Annotated in this window: 12 protein-coding genes and 1 tRNA gene; 5 read left to right on the top strand and 8 right to left on the bottom strand. The window is 33.8% G+C overall.

What is annotated here, in order from left to right:
- Window positions 1–12: 12 nt before the first annotated feature.
- The 3 genes from M0M57_RS08025 to M0M57_RS08035 all read right to left on the bottom strand — a co-directional run bounded on the left by M0M57_RS08025 (window position 13) and on the right by M0M57_RS08035 (window position 4,381).
- Window positions 13–1,347, bottom strand: a complete 1,335-nt coding sequence (locus tag M0M57_RS08025) for an HTTM domain-containing protein (RefSeq protein ID WP_248436660.1) — start codon at window positions 1,345–1,347, stop codon at window positions 13–15.
- Window positions 1,347–2,276, bottom strand: coding sequence for a bifunctional riboflavin kinase/FAD synthetase (locus M0M57_RS08030; RefSeq protein WP_248436661.1), 930 nt, complete (start codon window positions 2,274–2,276; stop codon window positions 1,347–1,349). Before M0M57_RS08030 ends, M0M57_RS08025 begins: the two co-directional genes overlap by 1 nt.
- Window positions 2,277–2,365: 89 nt before the next feature.
- Entirely contained in the window at window positions 2,366–4,381 is a 2,016-nt protein-coding gene (locus M0M57_RS08035) for a M43 family zinc metalloprotease (protein WP_248436662.1), read from the bottom strand.
- 244 nt (window positions 4,382–4,625) lie between these two features.
- Between M0M57_RS08035 and M0M57_RS08040 the strand changes: the two genes are divergently transcribed.
- The gene (locus M0M57_RS08040; protein WP_248436663.1) at window positions 4,626–7,910 is read left to right on the top strand and encodes a reprolysin-like metallopeptidase; all 3,285 of its coding nucleotides are present in this window, start codon (window positions 4,626–4,628) and stop codon (window positions 7,908–7,910) included.
- A gap of 146 nt (window positions 7,911–8,056) precedes the next feature.
- On the top strand, window positions 8,057–9,517 hold the full coding sequence (locus tag M0M57_RS08045; protein ID WP_248436664.1) for a M20/M25/M40 family metallo-hydrolase: 1,461 nt from the start codon (window positions 8,057–8,059) through the stop codon (window positions 9,515–9,517).
- A 66-nt stretch (window positions 9,518–9,583) separates the two neighbouring features.
- Here the strand turns inward: M0M57_RS08045 and M0M57_RS08050 are convergent, their stop codons facing one another.
- The 4 genes from M0M57_RS08050 to M0M57_RS08065 form a co-directional block, all read right to left on the bottom strand.
- Complete coding sequence (locus tag M0M57_RS08050) at window positions 9,584–10,087, bottom strand: hypothetical protein (protein ID WP_248436665.1); 504 nt, start codon at window positions 10,085–10,087, stop codon at window positions 9,584–9,586.
- 39 nt (window positions 10,088–10,126) lie between these two features.
- Window positions 10,127–10,750, bottom strand: a complete 624-nt coding sequence (gene pth / locus M0M57_RS08055; RefSeq protein WP_248436666.1) for an aminoacyl-tRNA hydrolase — start codon at window positions 10,748–10,750, stop codon at window positions 10,127–10,129.
- A 316-nt stretch (window positions 10,751–11,066) separates the two neighbouring features.
- On the bottom strand, window positions 11,067–11,675 hold the full coding sequence (locus M0M57_RS08060) for a 50S ribosomal protein L25/general stress protein Ctc (RefSeq protein WP_248436667.1): 609 nt from the start codon (window positions 11,673–11,675) through the stop codon (window positions 11,067–11,069).
- 122 nt (window positions 11,676–11,797) lie between these two features.
- Entirely contained in the window at window positions 11,798–12,739 is a 942-nt protein-coding gene (locus M0M57_RS08065; RefSeq protein WP_248436668.1) for a ribose-phosphate pyrophosphokinase, read from the bottom strand.
- 155 nt (window positions 12,740–12,894) lie between these two features.
- Here M0M57_RS08065 and M0M57_RS08070 point away from each other — a divergent pair.
- The 3 genes from M0M57_RS08070 to M0M57_RS08080 all read left to right on the top strand — a co-directional run bounded on the left by M0M57_RS08070 (window position 12,895) and on the right by M0M57_RS08080 (window position 16,592).
- Window positions 12,895–12,974, top strand: a tRNA-Leu gene (locus M0M57_RS08070).
- A gap of 52 nt (window positions 12,975–13,026) precedes the next feature.
- On the top strand, window positions 13,027–13,299 hold the full coding sequence (locus tag M0M57_RS08075; protein WP_248436669.1) for a GIY-YIG nuclease family protein: 273 nt from the start codon (window positions 13,027–13,029) through the stop codon (window positions 13,297–13,299).
- A 230-nt stretch (window positions 13,300–13,529) separates the two neighbouring features.
- The gene (locus M0M57_RS08080) at window positions 13,530–16,592 is read left to right on the top strand and encodes a CHAT domain-containing protein (RefSeq protein WP_248436670.1); all 3,063 of its coding nucleotides are present in this window, start codon (window positions 13,530–13,532) and stop codon (window positions 16,590–16,592) included.
- Here the strand turns inward: M0M57_RS08080 and M0M57_RS08085 are convergent.
- Complete coding sequence (locus M0M57_RS08085) at window positions 16,584–17,297, bottom strand: tetratricopeptide repeat protein (protein ID WP_248436671.1); 714 nt, start codon at window positions 17,295–17,297, stop codon at window positions 16,584–16,586. The genes M0M57_RS08080 and M0M57_RS08085 overlap by 9 nt on opposite strands.
- Window positions 17,298–17,303: the final 6 nt, after the last annotated feature.

The raw sequence follows: 17,303 nt of genomic DNA on the forward strand, positions 1-17,303 counted from the left end.
ATTTTTTAAAATTTATTTCTTACTTATATCTCCTTCTTTATCGTAAAGAACAATCCATTCATTATGTCCAAAATAGTTCCATTCTGCTTCTGCAAAATCAACTGTTGGATCAATAAAGGTTTTGTAAGGTTTATTATTGACAGAAAGTTTCGAATCAATATAAATACTAACTTCTATGCCTTGTTCTGCAAATTCTTTTTTGATATGTTGGGCCATTTGCCACATTCCGTCCGGTTTACTGGAAACCAAACCCAGCTGTTTTCGGGTTAATTTCTCAACAATATTGTAAGGGAGTTCTTGATTGGTATTTTTATCAATCACTTTAAAATGTGTAATGCCGTTTTTTTGCCTCAACATCATTCTCCAACTTAAGCGATGAGCTTCCTCTGTCCAAAGTACATCACCTTTAATAAAAAAATGTCTGATGGGAAGAATGAGTTGTATAATAAAAAAAGGTATAAAAAAATAAGTGATAACATTGGAATAAGAATAGTGTTTACTTAAATCCTCCATTTGAAGTTGAGGTTTCTTTTTAAAGAAGATGTGTCGAATGGTTTCCGGCGAATAGAAAAATACAATAAAGCTTAAAGCAAAATAGGGAAAAATACCAATTTGTAAGGTAACTGAATTAAACAGATGAAAAAGTAAACTAGCCACAAACGCAATATTTCTTGTTTTCTTCCAAAGAAGTGCAGGTATGATTAGACCATCAAAGAAAATTCCGGCATAAGCAATAAAAACATGAAACCATTTTTCAGTAAACACTGAGCCTAAAACCGGAAAATTAGATAAGTTTGAAAATAAAATTCCTGTAAAAGTTCCATCTAACCAATCTGGATAAAACTTGGCTAAGGTGGCAAAAAAATAAACAATAGTCATCTGACAAATCATGACCCACGAGCACCATCGGGGCATCGTGAGGCTTTTTATGATTGGATTTTTTTTAGCATCCAACGAAGCATATTGATTGGCCGGAAGAAAAAGCATAATTAAACACACCAAAATAAGTAGATAATAATGGTTGTTATAAGATGCTTTTTGCATTAAATATACACTTGTCCAAAGTATGGTGTATAATCCTAACGAGTACCGATATTTAAAACCCAACATAATAAATATTCCTAAAATCCCCATTATGCTAAAATAGAAATACATACCATAACCGGGAAGAGGTACCAAAAAATCAAAGCCAATATGCGGAATAGAAATCGTGGGGTCAATTAAATTTTTTTTAACCCATCCTGTAAAAATAGCAACAATGCTTTCTGCCGCAATCAAAAGCCCCATGGTTATTCTAAAAAGAATAAGCGGAGAATTGTCGATGGGTTCAAAAGCCTTTTTTAGCATTACAATGAATTTATGTGTTGAATTGCAACGGTTTTATCTTTTAAAAGCTGTTCTTTCAGTTTTTCAATGTTTTCAAACTTTACTTCATCACGAATTCGATCTAAAAGCTGAATTTGGATTTTTTTAGAATACAAATCACCATCAAAATCAAAAAAGTGTATTTCAATTGATTTTGATTCGCCATTTACAGTAGGATTAAATCCGATGTTCATCATGCCATAAACCAATTTATTTTCAATCAAACTTTGAACAATATAAACACCGTTTTTTGGAATTAATTTATACGATTCTTCTATCTGTAAATTAGCAGTGGGAAAGTCTAAAGTTCTGCCAAGCCCTTTTCCTTTTATTACAATTCCTGTTAATAAATAGTTGTATCCCAAGTAATCATTAGCCAATTTCACATGACCGTCTATCAGAGCATTTCTAATTTTTGTAGAACTAACAGAAACTTCGTCTATTTCTTGAGCAGAGATTTGCTCTACTTCAAAATCAAATTTTTTTCCAAACTCTATTAAATCATTAATGTCTGCAGTTCTGTTTCTACCAAATCGATGATCATAACCAATTATAATTTTTCTTACGTTAAATTGGTTAACTAAAATAGTAGAAACAAATTCTTCGGCAGTTAATCTTGAAAAGACTTGGTCAAAAGGGTGGATGATTAAGTTGTCTAAGCCCGATTTTTTTAATAGTTCAGTTCGTTCTTCAATAGTGTTTAATAGTTTAATTTCACTATTATCCTGAAGCACCATTCTTGGGTGTGGAAAAAAAGTGAGCACTAAACTTTCACACTCGCACAAGGAAGAATTGTGAATTAATTTTTCAATAATTTTTTTATGACCAAAATGAACACCATCAAAAGTTCCGAGGGTTACAATCGTTTTGTTTTTTGGATGAAAAGTATATATAGAATGGAAAGTTTTCAAATCGAGATAGGTATTTGTACTGCAAAACAAAAGTAATAAAAAAAAGGGTTTTGATAGCTCAAAACCCTTTCTTCATATAAAACAAAAAATTAATTTTTAATAAACTGTAGTGTTTTAGACTCGTTATTTTTTTCGATTTTTACAAAATAAACTCCATTACTAAACCCATCAGTTGAAATGCTTAAATCTGAATTTGAACTGATTTTTGAGTGTTTAATTACTTGTCCTAAAGTGTTAAAAATAGTGAAAGATGAAGGAAGTTCATACTCATTTGAAATTCCAATATTCAAAATTCCACTTGTTGGGTTAGGATATAAATTGATTGAATTTAACATTGAAAAGTCTTCAGTTCCAAGCGTACCAATAACAAAAGGTGTTACTTGCGACGAAAATGGACCTGTAGTATAATCTACTATGGTTACATTTTGAGCTGTTTTTAAATTATAATACCCATTACCAAATCCGCAGCACATACCATCACCATAACTGTCATTCATTGTAAATACATAACAATCATTATTAGGAACATTGATAGTTTGCGTTATTAATGCGGGAAGAGTTCCAACTGAATTGGCATAAGGGCCTCCTTGAGCTATAGTTGCACCAGCACTATTTTTTAAATTCCAAGTTGTTTCAGAACCGTAAAAATCTCTTTGTAAAGTTAACACAACTTGAGCAGTGGTATATGCTGTTGGTGCAACAGGTAAAACAAAATCGCCAAGAGCATCATTGTTAGAAGCTCTTTGATCTGTAACGCCATTGGCGTTAATAATACTCATGTTTAATGAGCCAGATGAAGTAGCATTAATTGGCATGTCAAAGGTTTGGAATTTATGTGTAGCTAAATTACCAGACCAATTATAAGTTTGTGTTGGTCCGCCAGCAATACTATATTCAATTGAAGCAGAAGTTAAGTTTGAAGTTCCTCTGTTATAAATGGTTACTTTTTGAACAGACCCTGAACATGAACCCCCACCCGATGTACATGAATTTTCAACAATAATTTCAGCATCGTTTGCAAACAATGCGATAGGTTGATCTTTTGTAGATGTTTTTAAGGTAGTTCTTCTAGGAGAATTGTTCATTACAACAATCATTCTTTCTTTTTGGTTTTGTGTAAAGATGTTCATACAAATATCATCGGTATAATCCATGTAGTTTTCTATCATGTCAACCGTGGTACAAGAAATATGACCTGTAGGACAATCATAATTTGCAGCATCAGAAGCGGGCGTGTCTGCACAGAAATCATCAACACCACAACCACCATCACCCCAGATGTGTTTAAGTCCTAAAAAATGTCCTACTTCATGTGTCATTGTTCTTCCTCTATTAAAAGGAGCTGATAATAAAAATGTCCCGTCATTGTAATCAATGCTACCAAAAGTAGCAAAATTTGCAACAACACCGTCTGTTGAAGCCGATCCATTATTTGGTTGTAAACCACCTAATCCAGAATTGTTAGGGAATTGTGCATAACCCAATAGTGTTTGATCTGAAAAATTCACACTCCACATGTTCATGTACTGAGTTGGATCCCATATGGTGCTTGGCTTTACCGTACCGTTTATGTCAGCTGTACTCCAAGAAGGTTCACAAAGGTTTACTCTGTTGATACCATTTGTAGGATTACCATTAGGATCAACTTTTGCCAGAGCAAATTGTATTTGTGTGTCTGCTCCAACAGGATTGTTATTAAAACCAGGAGTTCCCGCTAATCTTCTAAAATCGTTGTTCATAACGGTAATTTGTGACTCAACTTGTGCATCTGTAATGTTTGGTGCAGTTCCAACTGGTTGACCATTGTGAATAACATGAACCACAACAGGAATAGTAATAATTCCACCTGATTGTGAACTTACTGACTCAAGTTGTCTGTATTGATCAATTAAAGGGGCAATCCATGCTTCAAATTGAGCATCAGTTAATCTTTTTGGATCACTTTCTTGAAGAAATTTTTCATACTCTGTGGTTATACATCTAACATGTCCTGAAGGAGAAATTGCATCTGCAGAAATAGCCTTTCCGAAAACAACTGGAGTTTTTTGTTGTCCAAAGCTAAAGAAGGACAACATCATAATTGTAATTAAAGTAATTTTTTTCATTATAATTGGAAATAGTTAATAGGCAAAAGTATTAAAAAATATTATATCAAATCAATAATTTTATTGATTATCATTAAATTATATCTGTAATTGTTTAACAATATGCAATTAGGGTTCTAAAAAAATCAAGTTTCTTAGGCTTTTTTTATTATTTTTGAAAAATGAAACTTTTGTTTCTTCTTAGTCAGAATTAGTTGTTAGTTCCAAATCATTTTTTCTTTTTACTACTTTATAATTTAATTACATGAAAAAAGCTTTATTTATAGTATTATTCAGCCTATTGTTTTCAACCAGTTATGCACAGAAAAATTTCTGGGAAAAGATTGATGAAACAAATTTATCTCCAATTCAAAGAGTTCAAAGAACAACATTTCCAATAGATTATGATATTTATTCTTTAGATCTACAAAATTTTAAAGGAGAGTTGCTTAAAGCTCCTAAAAGAGATAAATCGAACTTGCTTTCAAACGTTATTTTAAATTTTCCAAATGCCGAAGGAGAATTTGAAAGTTTCAGAATTTACGAAGCTTCTGTCATGCATCCGGATTTACAAGCTCAATTTGCAGACATTCGATCGTATGTAGGTATTGGCACAGAAAATAAGACAGCAATGGTGCGTTTTAGTGTTACAATGTTTGGATTACATGCTATGCTTTTCAGGGCAGACAGAGCGGTTCATTATATTGATACCTATACAAATGACTTGACTCAGTATGTTATTTATTCTAGAAAAAACATTCAGCCTAGCTCAACCTTTAGTTGTTTGGTTGAAGATGAAGATTTTGAAGAAGATAAAGGTATTCATTTTTCTCCAAGAAATAATTTTGATATATCATCAAACACTGGAATTTTTAGAACCTATCGTTTGGCGATGGCCTGCACTATTGAATATGCACAATTTCATTGGCAAGCGGCCGGAATGACGGCGGCTACACCAGAGGAAACCAGAAAGACAGCAGTTTTAGCAGCTATGAATGTTTCTATGACCCGAATTAACGGAATCTTTGAAAGAGATATGTCTTTAACAATGCAATTGGTTCCTAATAATTTAGATATAATTTTCATAACGAGTGATAATTTCAATAATACCAATTCAAATATTTTAATTAACCAAAGTCAGACAGTAATTGATGGTATAATAGGTAGTGATAATTACGATATTGGTCATACTGTAAGCACAGGTGGCGGTGGTTTGGCTCAATTAAATTCTCCATGCACAAACAACAAAGCAAGAGGTATTACAGGTTCATTTGCACCCGTTGGTGATCCTTTTGATGTTGATTATGTTGCTCATGAAATGGGTCATCAATTTGGAGCAACACATACACAAAATAATAGTTGCCAAAGATCAGGAGCAACTGCTGTTGAGCCGGGTAGTGCTTCAACCATAATGGGCTATGCGGGTATATGTTCGCCAAATGTTCAAAATAATTCGGATGCTTATTTTCATGTGCTAAGTTTGGCTCAAATGGATAATTTTATTGCAGGAACAGGCAATTGCTCTGATAATATTAATAACAATAATAGTGCTCCTGTAATTCAATCTATTCCAAATTATACAATTCCAAGGAGTACCGCTTTTGTTTTAGAAGGAAATGCCACCGATGCAGACGGAGATGCTTTAACTTACTGTTGGGAACAAACTGATACAGGAATTGCAATTCAGCCTCCAACAGCAACCGATGCAGCAAATGGTCCAAGGTTTCGATCCAGAAATCCATCGTCTAGCCCGAATAGGTATTTGCCTTTTATGACAACAATTTTAGCTGGAGCAACTTCAAATACGTGGGAGGTAGTTCCATCCATCGCAAAAACCATGAATTTTGCCTTAACCGTTAGAGATAATGCAACACCAAACGGAGGTCAAACTGCCAGAGCTAATATGACGGTTACCACTGTTGCAAACGCAGGCCCTTTTATTGTAACTGCTCCTAATACAAATGTTTCATGGGTAGCAGGAACAAACCAAAATGTAACTTGGGATGTGGCGGGAACTACTGCAAATGGTGTTGACACTCCTTATGTAGATATTTACTTGTCAACCAACGGAGGTTCAACTTTTCCAATTTTATTGGCAAGTCAGGTTCCAAATGATGGATCAGAAATAATTACTGTACCAAATTCTGTTGGAACAACGAATAGAATTATGGTAAAAGGACATAAAAATATATTTTTAGATGTTTCTAATACAAACTTTTCTATTACTGCTCCCACGCCTACAATGGCTATTGCTTTTAATGGGATTGAAGGAGAACAGAATAAAGCAATTTGTCAAGGAAATAATGAAATTTTTAACTTAGATTATCAAACTTTTGCAGGATTTAATGCTAATGCTACTTTTTCTGCAACTGGAAATCCTGCCGGAACAACAGTATCGTTTTCACCAACATCAGCTTCAACGCAAGGAGTTGTTCAAATGCAAGTAACAACAAATGCATCTACACCTATTGGGTTATATACTATTGCTGTAACGGCAACTTCTGGAGTTATAACCAAAACAGTTAATATGTATTTAGATGTGGTAAGCAGTAATTTTGATACAATAATGTTAAACTCTCCTGCAAACGCATCTAATGTCGAGCCTTCAGGAGTGTCATTTGAATGGGCAGCTGATTCGAATGCTTCTTTATATACAATTCAAATTGCTTTAGACGCTTCGTTCTTAACAATTTTTGAAGAAGCTGTGGTTGGAACAAATAGCTATGTTGCTACTTCTTTGCCTAATCAAACAACTTTGTATTGGAGAGTTTCACCAAGAAATAGTGCTTGTTCAGGAATTTATTCATCGCCATTTTCTTTTTCAACAACCTATTGCGGAACTACGGCATCTGAAAATGTTCCAATAGTAATTCCTTCTACCGGAACTCCTACAGTAAATTCAATGTTAACAATTCCAGCAGTTGAAAATGTAATAATTCAAAAAATTACAGTAACATTAAACGTTTCACATACTTGGATAAACGATTTGATAGTAACTCTAATTAGCCCTTCTGGAACACAAGTGCAATTAATGAACAGAGAATGTAATCCCGATGAAGGTGATGCAAATGCAGTGGCAACATTTGACGATAACGGAATTGTTCTGGTTTGTGGTGTTAATCCTGCAATTTCAGGTGTGCTATTGCCAGAGCAACCTTTGTCAGCTTTAAATGGTCAAAATTCGCAAGGGGATTGGACACTAAGAGTGCAAGATGTATTTAATCTAGACGGAGGAGCTATTAATAGCTGGAGTTTAACTATTTGTAGTGAAAATGCTCCGGCAAGTCTTGCGGATAATATTGGTTTAAATTTTGGACTATATCCAAATCCAACCAAAGGTAACTTTACACTTGCGATGAATAATTTAGAATCTGAAAAAATTGCGGTAACTGTGTTTGATATGAGAGGAAGATTGATTTTTGAACAATCGTATTCTAATAATGGTTCTTTTAACGAAGAAATTCAGTTAGTAAATCCGCAAGCAGGGATTTATTTAGTAAAAGTTTCCGATGGAAATAATCAAGAAACAAAACGTTTAATTGTTGAATAAAAGATCATCATAAATTTTCAAAGCCCAATCATTTTTTTGATTGGGCTTTTTTATTAAAAATTCACAAAAATTAATTAAATTTTTGCAGGAATAAGATGTAGTTTATATCATTGTAGTTCTAATTCATAACTAAATTTTTCTTTATCATGAGACAAAAAAAACTGTTTGTGTTTTTATTTATCTTGTCAGGATTTTTATCGCTGGCACAAGTTACTAACAAAGATGTGCTCAATGCTCATGTCAGCTATTTGGCTTCTGAACAATTAGAAGGAAGAGGATTGGGAACAGACGGTAAAGATTTGGCTAAAACCTACATCAAAAAAGAATTTGAATCAGCCGGTTTGATGGCCATGGGCGAAGATCATTTTCAAGAATTTCCTTTAAAAATGGGTATGGTTTGGGTAAAAGCCACCAATGTTGTTGGAATGGTTGAAGGGTCAGACCCGTTATTGAAAAATGAATATATCGTTATTGGAGCTCATTATGACCACATGGGTTACGAGATGCGAAAAGGCACAAAAGTTATTTATCCCGGTGCCGATGATAACGCATCCGGTGTGGCTGCAATTATTGAATTGGCAAAGCACTTTAATAAAGCCGGAAACAAACCCAAACGGAGTTTAATTTTTATTGCTTTTGATGCCGAAGAAAGTGGATTGTTAGGCTCTAAACATTATGTAGAAACCATTGATGCAGAGCTACGCAATCAAATTAAAGTTATGTTTAGTTTTGACATGGTTGGTATGTTGGAAGCTAATAAAGGCTTAGATTTAAAAGGAATAGGAAGCTTAGTTAACGGAGTAGAAATTGCCAAAAAGCATACAGAAGGAATCACGTTATTAAACACAAGTGCTTCTATTGAAAACAGAACAGATACCGAACCTTTTGGTGATAAAGGAATTCCGGCAATTCATGTATTCACCGGAACAAAATCACCCTATCACAAACCGGAAGACAAAGCCGATTTGTTGGATTATGATGGAATGACTAAAGTGGTAGATTATACCGCAAAATTAATTTCAGATATTGGTAATCAGCCGCAATTGGAAGCAGCATCTTCTTTAAAAAGTATTCAAACAACAAACGACAATGGTATTACAAAGCGTTTTCAAGCCGGTTTGGTTTTAAATCTTGGAAATGGAAGACATCTTTATAAAGATGAGTTTTTTGATGCCAAAAACTCCTTTAGTTACAGTGCCGGTATTCAAATGAACTATAAATTATCACGTGTAGTACATTTGAATCTTGAGGCTTTGTATGATGATAATCGCAGTAAATCTGCTCAAGGAACCTTTAAAAGACAATCCATTACTGTTCCATTGAATGTAGAGATAGGAACGCCAACTAATTCCGGAAACAGTATGCGTATGTTTGTTTTTGCAGGACCTTATTACCGTCATAATTTTGATGGAAAAGACGGAAATATCAACTTAGATTTTGATACTATTTATAGAGAAAATGAATGGGGCTACAATTTTGGTATTGGTATGGATGTGAATAAAATAAGATTAGCTTTTGTTTATAGAAGTGCTTTTCAGTCAATTATTGAAGACGGAGCAAACATTAGAGCCACAGGAAGTTATATAACATTAGGCTATCGATTTTAATAAATCAATTATCAGCTAAGTATATAAACCTGACAGATTTCAATAATCTGTCAGGTTTTTTTAGTGTTATTTTACAGAAATACTTTTGATAATCTGTGGCACTTTATCGCAGGTAAAATTTAAATTGAAGCTTATAGCAGACTTAGCCGATAGTTGTAAATTTCCTTTTTCAATTTTAAAATAACCGGTTTGTCCTTTGCAGAAACAATGACGACCAAAAATTAATTTGACTTGTTGAAGTTCTGAATCAGTTAGGTCTAATGATTTATCTGAATTTTTTATTTCAAAAATAATGTCTTCGCGATAATGACCGTCTTGTAAATTTGCTTGTGTAGTTTTGTTGTATTGATAGTGAATTACCGTGGTTCCTTCTTGGTCTTTGATGTCATAATACATTCCGCCCAAATCATCGTAATGCAGAATGAGTTGTTTGTTTTTTAGAATTTCTACTTCACACGTTCCGTCTTTAGGACATTCGCTGACGAGTTTTGGCATAGCTGTTGAAACGTTTTTCTGAGCGTTACAGGAAAATAATAATCCAAATAAAAATAGAGTAATTATTTTTTTCATGGTTGATGTTTTAAATGAATGTTTCAAAAAGCAAGCCAATTATTTTCCGTTGAATTCGTTCATTGTGTTGCTTAATCCTGCTAAAGCAAACGATTGAATGATTTGAGCAGATAATTCTAATCGTTCGGTTAGTTTTGATTTTTCCTCTTCGTCCCATTCACCCAAAACGTAATTCACTTGTTGACCTTTTTTGAATTGGTCGCTGATGCCAAAGCGAAAACGTGGATATTCGGTGGTATTTAATAAACTTTGGATACTTTTTAATCCGTTGTGACCGCCATCGCTTCCTTTGGTTTTGATGCGGATGGTTCCGAAACTGAGGTTTAAATCGTCGGTGATGACCAAAACATTTTCCTTTTCGATGTTTTCTTTTTCCATCCAATATTTCACGGCTTTTCCGCTGAGGTTCATATAGGTGTTGGGTTTGAGAAAAATCAAGGTTCGTCCTTTGATTTTGAATTCGGCTACGTCGCCCAACTTAGCGGTTTGAAAACTGATGCTTTCTTTTTTGGCAAAATGGTCGAGTATTTTGAATCCGATGTTGTGGCGAGTATTGGCATATTCGGCTCCGATGTTTCCGAGTCCGACGATTAGAAATTTTTTCATATCCGGTTCTGTGGCGGGTTTTTGGGTTTGAAAAAGTGATGTGATCCAGTTAATCATAGTGCAAAAGTACGAAAGTTTCTAATTCTAGCCGATTTTGATTTGGAGCACGTTCTACCCCTGATGGTAACGGAAAGCCTTGTGCAGCCAAAACCGATTTTTTCTTGCTGACCCAAAGCGACTAACGGAAGCTCTTGGGGCGGCTTAGAAAAAACGGGTTTGGCAAACAAGCTTGTAGTGAACAGCGGGATTAGGTTCTAAAAAAAGTTGTCGGTTGTCGGTTGAGAGTTTTCTGTGATTGTGATTCTGAAAAAAGTTCAGAATAAAAAAAAAGCACCGGCGTGAACCGATGCTTTTGTTGTTGAGAAAATTGAAATTATTTTTTCTTTTTTGCTCCGCCTTTTTCTGCTTTTGCTGCTTCTTGAGCGGCTTTCATAGCGGCACGTGAAATTCTCACTTGAGCTACAACAGTGTTGTCCGGGTGCATTAATTTGAAGTTGTTGGTTTCAATTTTTGTAACGTATAATTTGTTACCCATTTCTAATGGAGAAATGTTTGCTTCTACGAAATCAGGAAGATTTTTTGGTAAAGCTCTCACTTTTAATCTTCTTTGGTTTAAACGTAAAACTCCACCGGCTAATACACCTGGCGATGTTCCTGTTACTTTTACAGGGATTTCCATAACGATTTCTTTGTCGTCTTTTAACGCATAGAAGTCGATGTGCAAAATTTTGTCTGATACAGGGTGAAATTGGATGTCTTGTAAAATTACATCTGCTTTTTTACCGCTATTTAGTTCGATTACAACAGTGTGTGCGTTTGGAGTGTACACCAAGTTTTTGAACGCTTTTTCTTCTGCTGTAAAATGCACTGGTTGATCTCCTCCGTAAATAACGCAAGGAACCATTCCAGCATCACGTACGGCCTTCGTTGCCTTTTTGCCTACGTTTTCTCTTTCTGATCCTTTAATCGTAATCGATTTCATTGTAAATAATATATAGTTAATAAATAAAAATTCGTTGTCGGTTGTCGGTTTTCTGTTGTCGGTTATTTTATAGTCCAAATCACCAATTAACTTTCACCAATAACCCATTACTTTTCAAAAGCCTACATTAAAAATTTTCCACTGATGGAATTGTTGTGTTGCACCATGTGCATTACTTCTGCAAAAAGCGGTGCACAACTCACCACTCTAATTTTGTTTGATTCTTTCTTTAACGGAATAGAATCGGTTACTATTAATTCGCTCAATTTTGATTTTTCGATTTTTTCGTACGCATCACCGGATAAAATGGCGTGTGTACAAATGGCTCGAACGCTCAGAGCTCCTTTTTCAATCATTAAATCGGCTGCCTTTGCAAGGGTTCCGCCGGTATCAATCATATCGTCAACTAAAACGACGTTTCTTCCTTTTACTTCTCCGATAAGTTCCATTGTGTCGATCACGTTGGCAACTTTTCGTTGTTTGTAACAAATTACAACATCCGATTCTAGAAATTTAGAATAGGCGTAGGCTCTTTTGGAACCGCCCATGTCGGGTGAAGCAATCGTTAGATTCTCCAAATTCAAACTTTTTACATATGGCAAAAAGATGGTGGAGGCAAACAAATGGTCAACCGGTTTTTCAAAGAAACCTTGAATCTGATCGGCGTGTAAATCCATCGTCATAATTCGGGTTGCTCCGGCTGTTTCTAATAATTTGGCTACTAGTTTTGCTCCAATTGGCACTCTTGGCTTGTCTTTTCTGTCTTGTCTGGCCCATCCGAAATAAGGAATTACAGGGGTAATGTGTCTGGCTGATGCTCTTTTGGCAGCATCAATCATTAACAAAAGTTCCATCAAATTGTCGGCACTTGGAAAAGTGGAACAAACGATGAAGACCCGCAATCCGCGAATGGATTCTTCAAAAGACGGTTGAAACTCACCGTCGCTATATTCAGAGAACGTTACTTTACCTAGCGGAATTCCATAGTTTTTGGCTATTTGTTCGGCTAAGTATACACTTTTTGAACAAGCAAATATCTTTGCTTCCGGTTCGTTGTGTGACATTTTAATTCGTTGTTTTGTAGTTAGTTAGTTGTGTGTCGCCGAAACGAGGTGCAAATTTAGAAATAAAAATCAACTTGGAAAGGATATTTTAGACAATTTTTTTGAAAAAGTAAAGAAAACTACTTACATTTGCACCCACAAATAAGCATCCTTATGCCCGGATGGCGGAATTGGTAGACGCGCACGACTCAAACTCGTGTACTTAGGTGTGTGGGTTCGATTCCCACTCCGGGTACAAAACCTCTCAGAAATGGGAGGTTTTTTTTATGAAATTTAATTTAAAATTTATGTTTTTTGTATACGCCATATCAAGTTTAGAAAGAAATTATATCTATGTTGGATTAACAGATGATTTAGAAAGACGTTTTTTTGAACATAATTCAGGAAGAAATAAAACAACAAAACCTTATAAGCCATTTAAGCTTATTTATTTTGAAGAATATGCCACAAGAATAGAAGCTCGAACAAGAGAAAAATATTTTAAATCAGGCATTGGAAAAGAAAAGTTGAAAGTTATTAGAGATAATTTTGAGAATGAAGACTCAAACTCGTGTACTTAGGTGTATGGGTTCGACCTGCCTGCCGGCAGGCAGGTTCCCACTCCGGGTACAAAACCTCTCAGAAATGGAAGGTTTTTTTGTTTTTAAAACTCCAACTTTTTTACTCTGACCTTAATAGATTAATTTAATTAACTACAAATTACTTCTATTTTTATTTTATATTTAAAAAAAACTTATTTTTAACTGTTTACTTTGTTTGAATAAGGACACTAACAATTTAAAGAAGTTTTATGAAATATGTTGTAGTTGTTTTGTTGAGCATTATGCTGAATTTATCATTGCATAGTCAAAATAGTGATAGAGAAATGCTTTTGAATAAAGCAGATTCTTTGGATAAAAGCAAAAATTATAAAGCTTCCTTACCACTATGGGAAAATCTCAAAACGAGCAATAAAGAAGGGGATGTTGCTTTTTATACCGCCCGATATCTTTATGCAAAAGGAGGAATTGAAATTGAAAACAACAATGTTGCTGGAGCTGTTTCGATTTTTGAACAAGCAATTCCATTTATTTCAAAGATTAAAGTATTGGATAGCAATAAAAAGTTTATCAGTGAATTTTATAGTGATTTGTACCTTTCAACCGGATTTTCCGGAAATTGGGAAAAAGCACTCAACTACGCCAAAACAGGATATGACTTCACGGCTAAAAATCTTCCTAAAGACAAAGACTTAATTAATTTTGTTCAAGATCAAGGTTATATTTTAAAGCAGCTTCGTAGGTATGAAGAATCAATTATAGCTTATGAAAAGGCTTTGAAATTGGCATACAAATTTTATGCAAAAGATTATTTTCGCTTAGGAATTGTTCACAACGGCTTGGCAACTGCCTATTCAGATTTACACTTTCATAATCAATCATTGTATCATTACACTAAAGCTCTTGAATTTCACAAAAAGTCAAATGATATAGATAAAAGTTATGTTGTTTCTTCTTCCAACAATACCATTTGGGAAAATTTAAGCTACGGAGATGAAAAGCAAGCAAAAATCGTTTTAGATAACTTGAATTCAAATTTTAGTAAATGGTATGCCGAAGAGGGTTTTGCTTCCAAAACAAAAAGAGGCGATAAAATCGAAAAAGAGCACTACAAAATGCTAAAGTATCTTTCAAACTTACGGTATAACAATAAGATAAATAAGAATAATTTCGCCAAAAATTACTTGGATTCTGTTGTTTTGGTTTTTGATAAATTACCCGAAGATTATAAACCAAAATTATATGAGCCAATGCTTTTGGCAAGGTTTGATTATGAAGATGTTTTTTATAAAAACAATGTTTTAGACGAAAATCAAATCAATCAACACATTGCTTTTAATAAAAAAACTCTTGAATTGGCAAGAAAGTATAATTCTAAACATGATGAGTTAGTAGCTTGTTTAAAGCTAGCCAAGGTTTACAACAAATACGAAAAATTTGAAGAGGCCTTGGACGTTATTGAGGAAGGAAAAAAAATCTCTGAAAACTTTTTCAACGCATCTCGTTTTACTATCGAAATTCTTGAAGCAACTATTTTAAATTCTCAGAATAAAACAAATCAATCTAAAACAAAACTTTTAAAGACTTATCAGGATTTATTAAAGGATGAAACGAAAGTAGCAACCTTAACGAATCTAAAGTATTCTCATTTCAAAAAATTTAATAGTGATACTTTTATTAGAAATATCATTAACTCGGCAACACTTTATTTTTTGATGTATGAGAAAGATAAGAAAAAGGAAGATTTAATAATTGCTCACAATCTTTTTTTTATAGCTTCTGATATGTTTAATGAATTTTATTTGAAAGGGAAATACAATTATAGCTTGAACATTTTTAATAAAGAAATAAGTGCCGGTCTTCTGAAAACACAATTGTTAATTGATCCCAATGATAAATCAAAAATCAAAGTTATTTTAAACCGAATCGAAAATAATTCCTCACAACATTTATGGAATATTTTTGAAGTAAAAAACAGTCAGAATCTCAAAGTTCCACCATCGTTGATAAGAAATTTAAACGAATTGGTTTTTGAAAAAAATGCAATCGAACAACAATTAAAATTAAGTAAAGACAACAAAGAATTAAAAAATAAACTAGTTGATTTAGATAAAAACATTACTAAAATAAAGGCTTCAATCAACGAAAAAGACCAATCGTATGAAACCTTCAAATCAGGTAATTTTTCGATTGATGCTATACAGAAGAAATTATCGACTAATCAATTGATGATAAAATATGTAGTTACTGAAAAGGAAGTTTATGCATTTGCCATTAAAAATTCTTCGATAGAATTGGTGAATTTAGGTGAAGCAGCATCCATCAAAAAAATAGTGAATCAACAACTAAAACAAGTTAATTCCATTGATGGGAATTATGCCAAAACGGGCAAACTATTATACGAAAAAATTGTTCATCCTATGGTAAAAAATCAGTCGGTTGATGCAATCATTTTTGTTCCGGAAGACTTTTTAAACTTGGTTTCTTTTGAAAGTCTTTCCAATAAGAATGGACAAATGTTGGTTCAAAATTTCCATACCAGTTATGCTTATTCAATTAAATTATGGGATATTCTGCAGACTGATAAAAAAGAAGGAAATGACTTAAATCGCTTTGTTTCATTTGCTCCCAATTATGCAAAAATTCCAACCGAAAATCAAATGAGAGGATTGCTAAGAGCTGATTTATTCGATTTAGCCGAAGCTAAGAAAGAGGCAAAAAAAATCAGCGATTTATTTAACGGTAAACTCTATTTGAACGAAGAAGCTAACCGGAAGAATTTTTTACAAGCTACTACCGATTTTTCTTTTCATCATTTAGCTATGCATTCGTTAATGGAAGAAGATTATGCTAAATCTTCATTAGTTTTTTCAGACAACCAGAAAGTGCTTTTTGATGAATTATATCAATTGAATTTTCCATCCAAATTAGTTGTTTTAAGTGCTTGCAACACCGGAATTGGTTCAATGGAAAGTGGCGAAGGCATGATGAGTTTGTCACGTGCGTTAACGTATTCCGGTGTAAAATCATCTGTTTATAGCCTCTGGCAAGTGCCCGATAAAGAAACTTCAGAAATTATGATTTCTTTTTATGAAAATTTAAAAGAAGGTCAGTCCAAAGATGAAGCATTGGCCAATGCCAAACGTGATTTTATAGAAAATAATCCTATGAAAAATCACCCGTTTTATTGGGCTGGATTTGTAGTGAATGGTGATGTTTCTCCAATTCTTGAAAGTACGAATTGGTGGTTGTATATCGGAATTGGTTTAGCAATTGGTTTGCTGATTTTTCTATTCAGAAAAAAATTATTCTAATTCTGCCAATAAGTTTTTAGCCATTTGCTGTTGCGGATTTTCCTTTTCTGACAATTCTTTTAAGAGTTGAATTGCCTTTTCTTTTTCATTTGTTTTGAGATAAGAAAGGGCTTTGTACCATTTGACAAAAGGGGAAAAGGCATTTTGATCGGATGTTTCAAATGTTTCAAATAAAGCAATAGCTTCTGGATAACGTTTCAATTCAATCAACGACATCGCTTGATAAAAAAGAGCATAATCTACTTCTTCATCGGCATAAATTTTTGAAAATAATTCAAGTGATTTTTGATAATTTCCGCTGTCATATTCATAGAATGCATCCGATTTAATGTTGCGATCATTGTCGCCACGAACCGCTGGAGCCACTACATTTGGATAGGATTGGTAATATTCCTTATACAATTTTTCAGGTGAATCCTGCATAAATTGAAACCAAGCCAATCCACCAAAAAACAATAAAAATACAGCAGCAATAGACCAAAATTGGTAGGTTTTTTTTGGTTGATTTTTATTTGATTCAAACGATTGTAACGTTTGTTTAAGTGTTTCTCTTTCGTTTAAAGTGATTGCTTTCTTCACGTTTTTTTGATAGGCAACTTCTTTCGCAAATTCACTGTCATTTTGCAATAAAGATTCAAACACAACTTTTTCTTCGTCAGAAAGTCGCTGCTCAAAATACTTATTTAGTAACTCTTCATTTTCCATTCTACT

It is taken from the genome of Flavobacterium azooxidireducens (assembly GCF_023195775.1).
Lineage (GTDB): Bacteria > Bacteroidota > Bacteroidia > Flavobacteriales > Flavobacteriaceae > Flavobacterium > Flavobacterium azooxidireducens.

What these genes read in the sequence shown, in the direction of transcription:
- M0M57_RS08025 (WP_248436660.1), bottom strand. Translation starts at nt 1,347, where the DNA reads ATGCTAAAAAAGGCTTTTGAACCCATCGACAATTCTCCGCTTATTCTT.
- M0M57_RS08035 (WP_248436662.1), bottom strand. Translation starts at nt 4,381, where the DNA reads ATGAAAAAAATTACTTTAATTACAATTATGATGTTGTCCTTCTTTAGC.
- M0M57_RS08040 (WP_248436663.1), top strand. Translation starts at nt 4,626, where the DNA reads ATGAAAAAAGCTTTATTTATAGTATTATTCAGCCTATTGTTTTCAACC.
- M0M57_RS08045 (WP_248436664.1), top strand. Translation starts at nt 8,057, where the DNA reads ATGAGACAAAAAAAACTGTTTGTGTTTTTATTTATCTTGTCAGGATTT.
- M0M57_RS08050 (WP_248436665.1), bottom strand. Translation starts at nt 10,087, where the DNA reads ATGAAAAAAATAATTACTCTATTTTTATTTGGATTATTATTTTCCTGT.
- pth (WP_248436666.1), bottom strand. Translation starts at nt 10,750, where the DNA reads ATGATTAACTGGATCACATCACTTTTTCAAACCCAAAAACCCGCCACA.
- M0M57_RS08060 (WP_248436667.1), bottom strand. Translation starts at nt 11,675, where the DNA reads ATGAAATCGATTACGATTAAAGGATCAGAAAGAGAAAACGTAGGCAAA.
- M0M57_RS08065 (WP_248436668.1), bottom strand. Translation starts at nt 12,739, where the DNA reads ATGTCACACAACGAACCGGAAGCAAAGATATTTGCTTGTTCAAAAAGT.
- M0M57_RS08075 (WP_248436669.1), top strand. Translation starts at nt 13,027, where the DNA reads ATGTTTTTTGTATACGCCATATCAAGTTTAGAAAGAAATTATATCTAT.
- M0M57_RS08080 (WP_248436670.1), top strand. Translation starts at nt 13,530, where the DNA reads ATGAAATATGTTGTAGTTGTTTTGTTGAGCATTATGCTGAATTTATCA.
- M0M57_RS08085 (WP_248436671.1), bottom strand. Translation starts at nt 17,297, where the DNA reads ATGGAAAATGAAGAGTTACTAAATAAGTATTTTGAGCAGCGACTTTCT.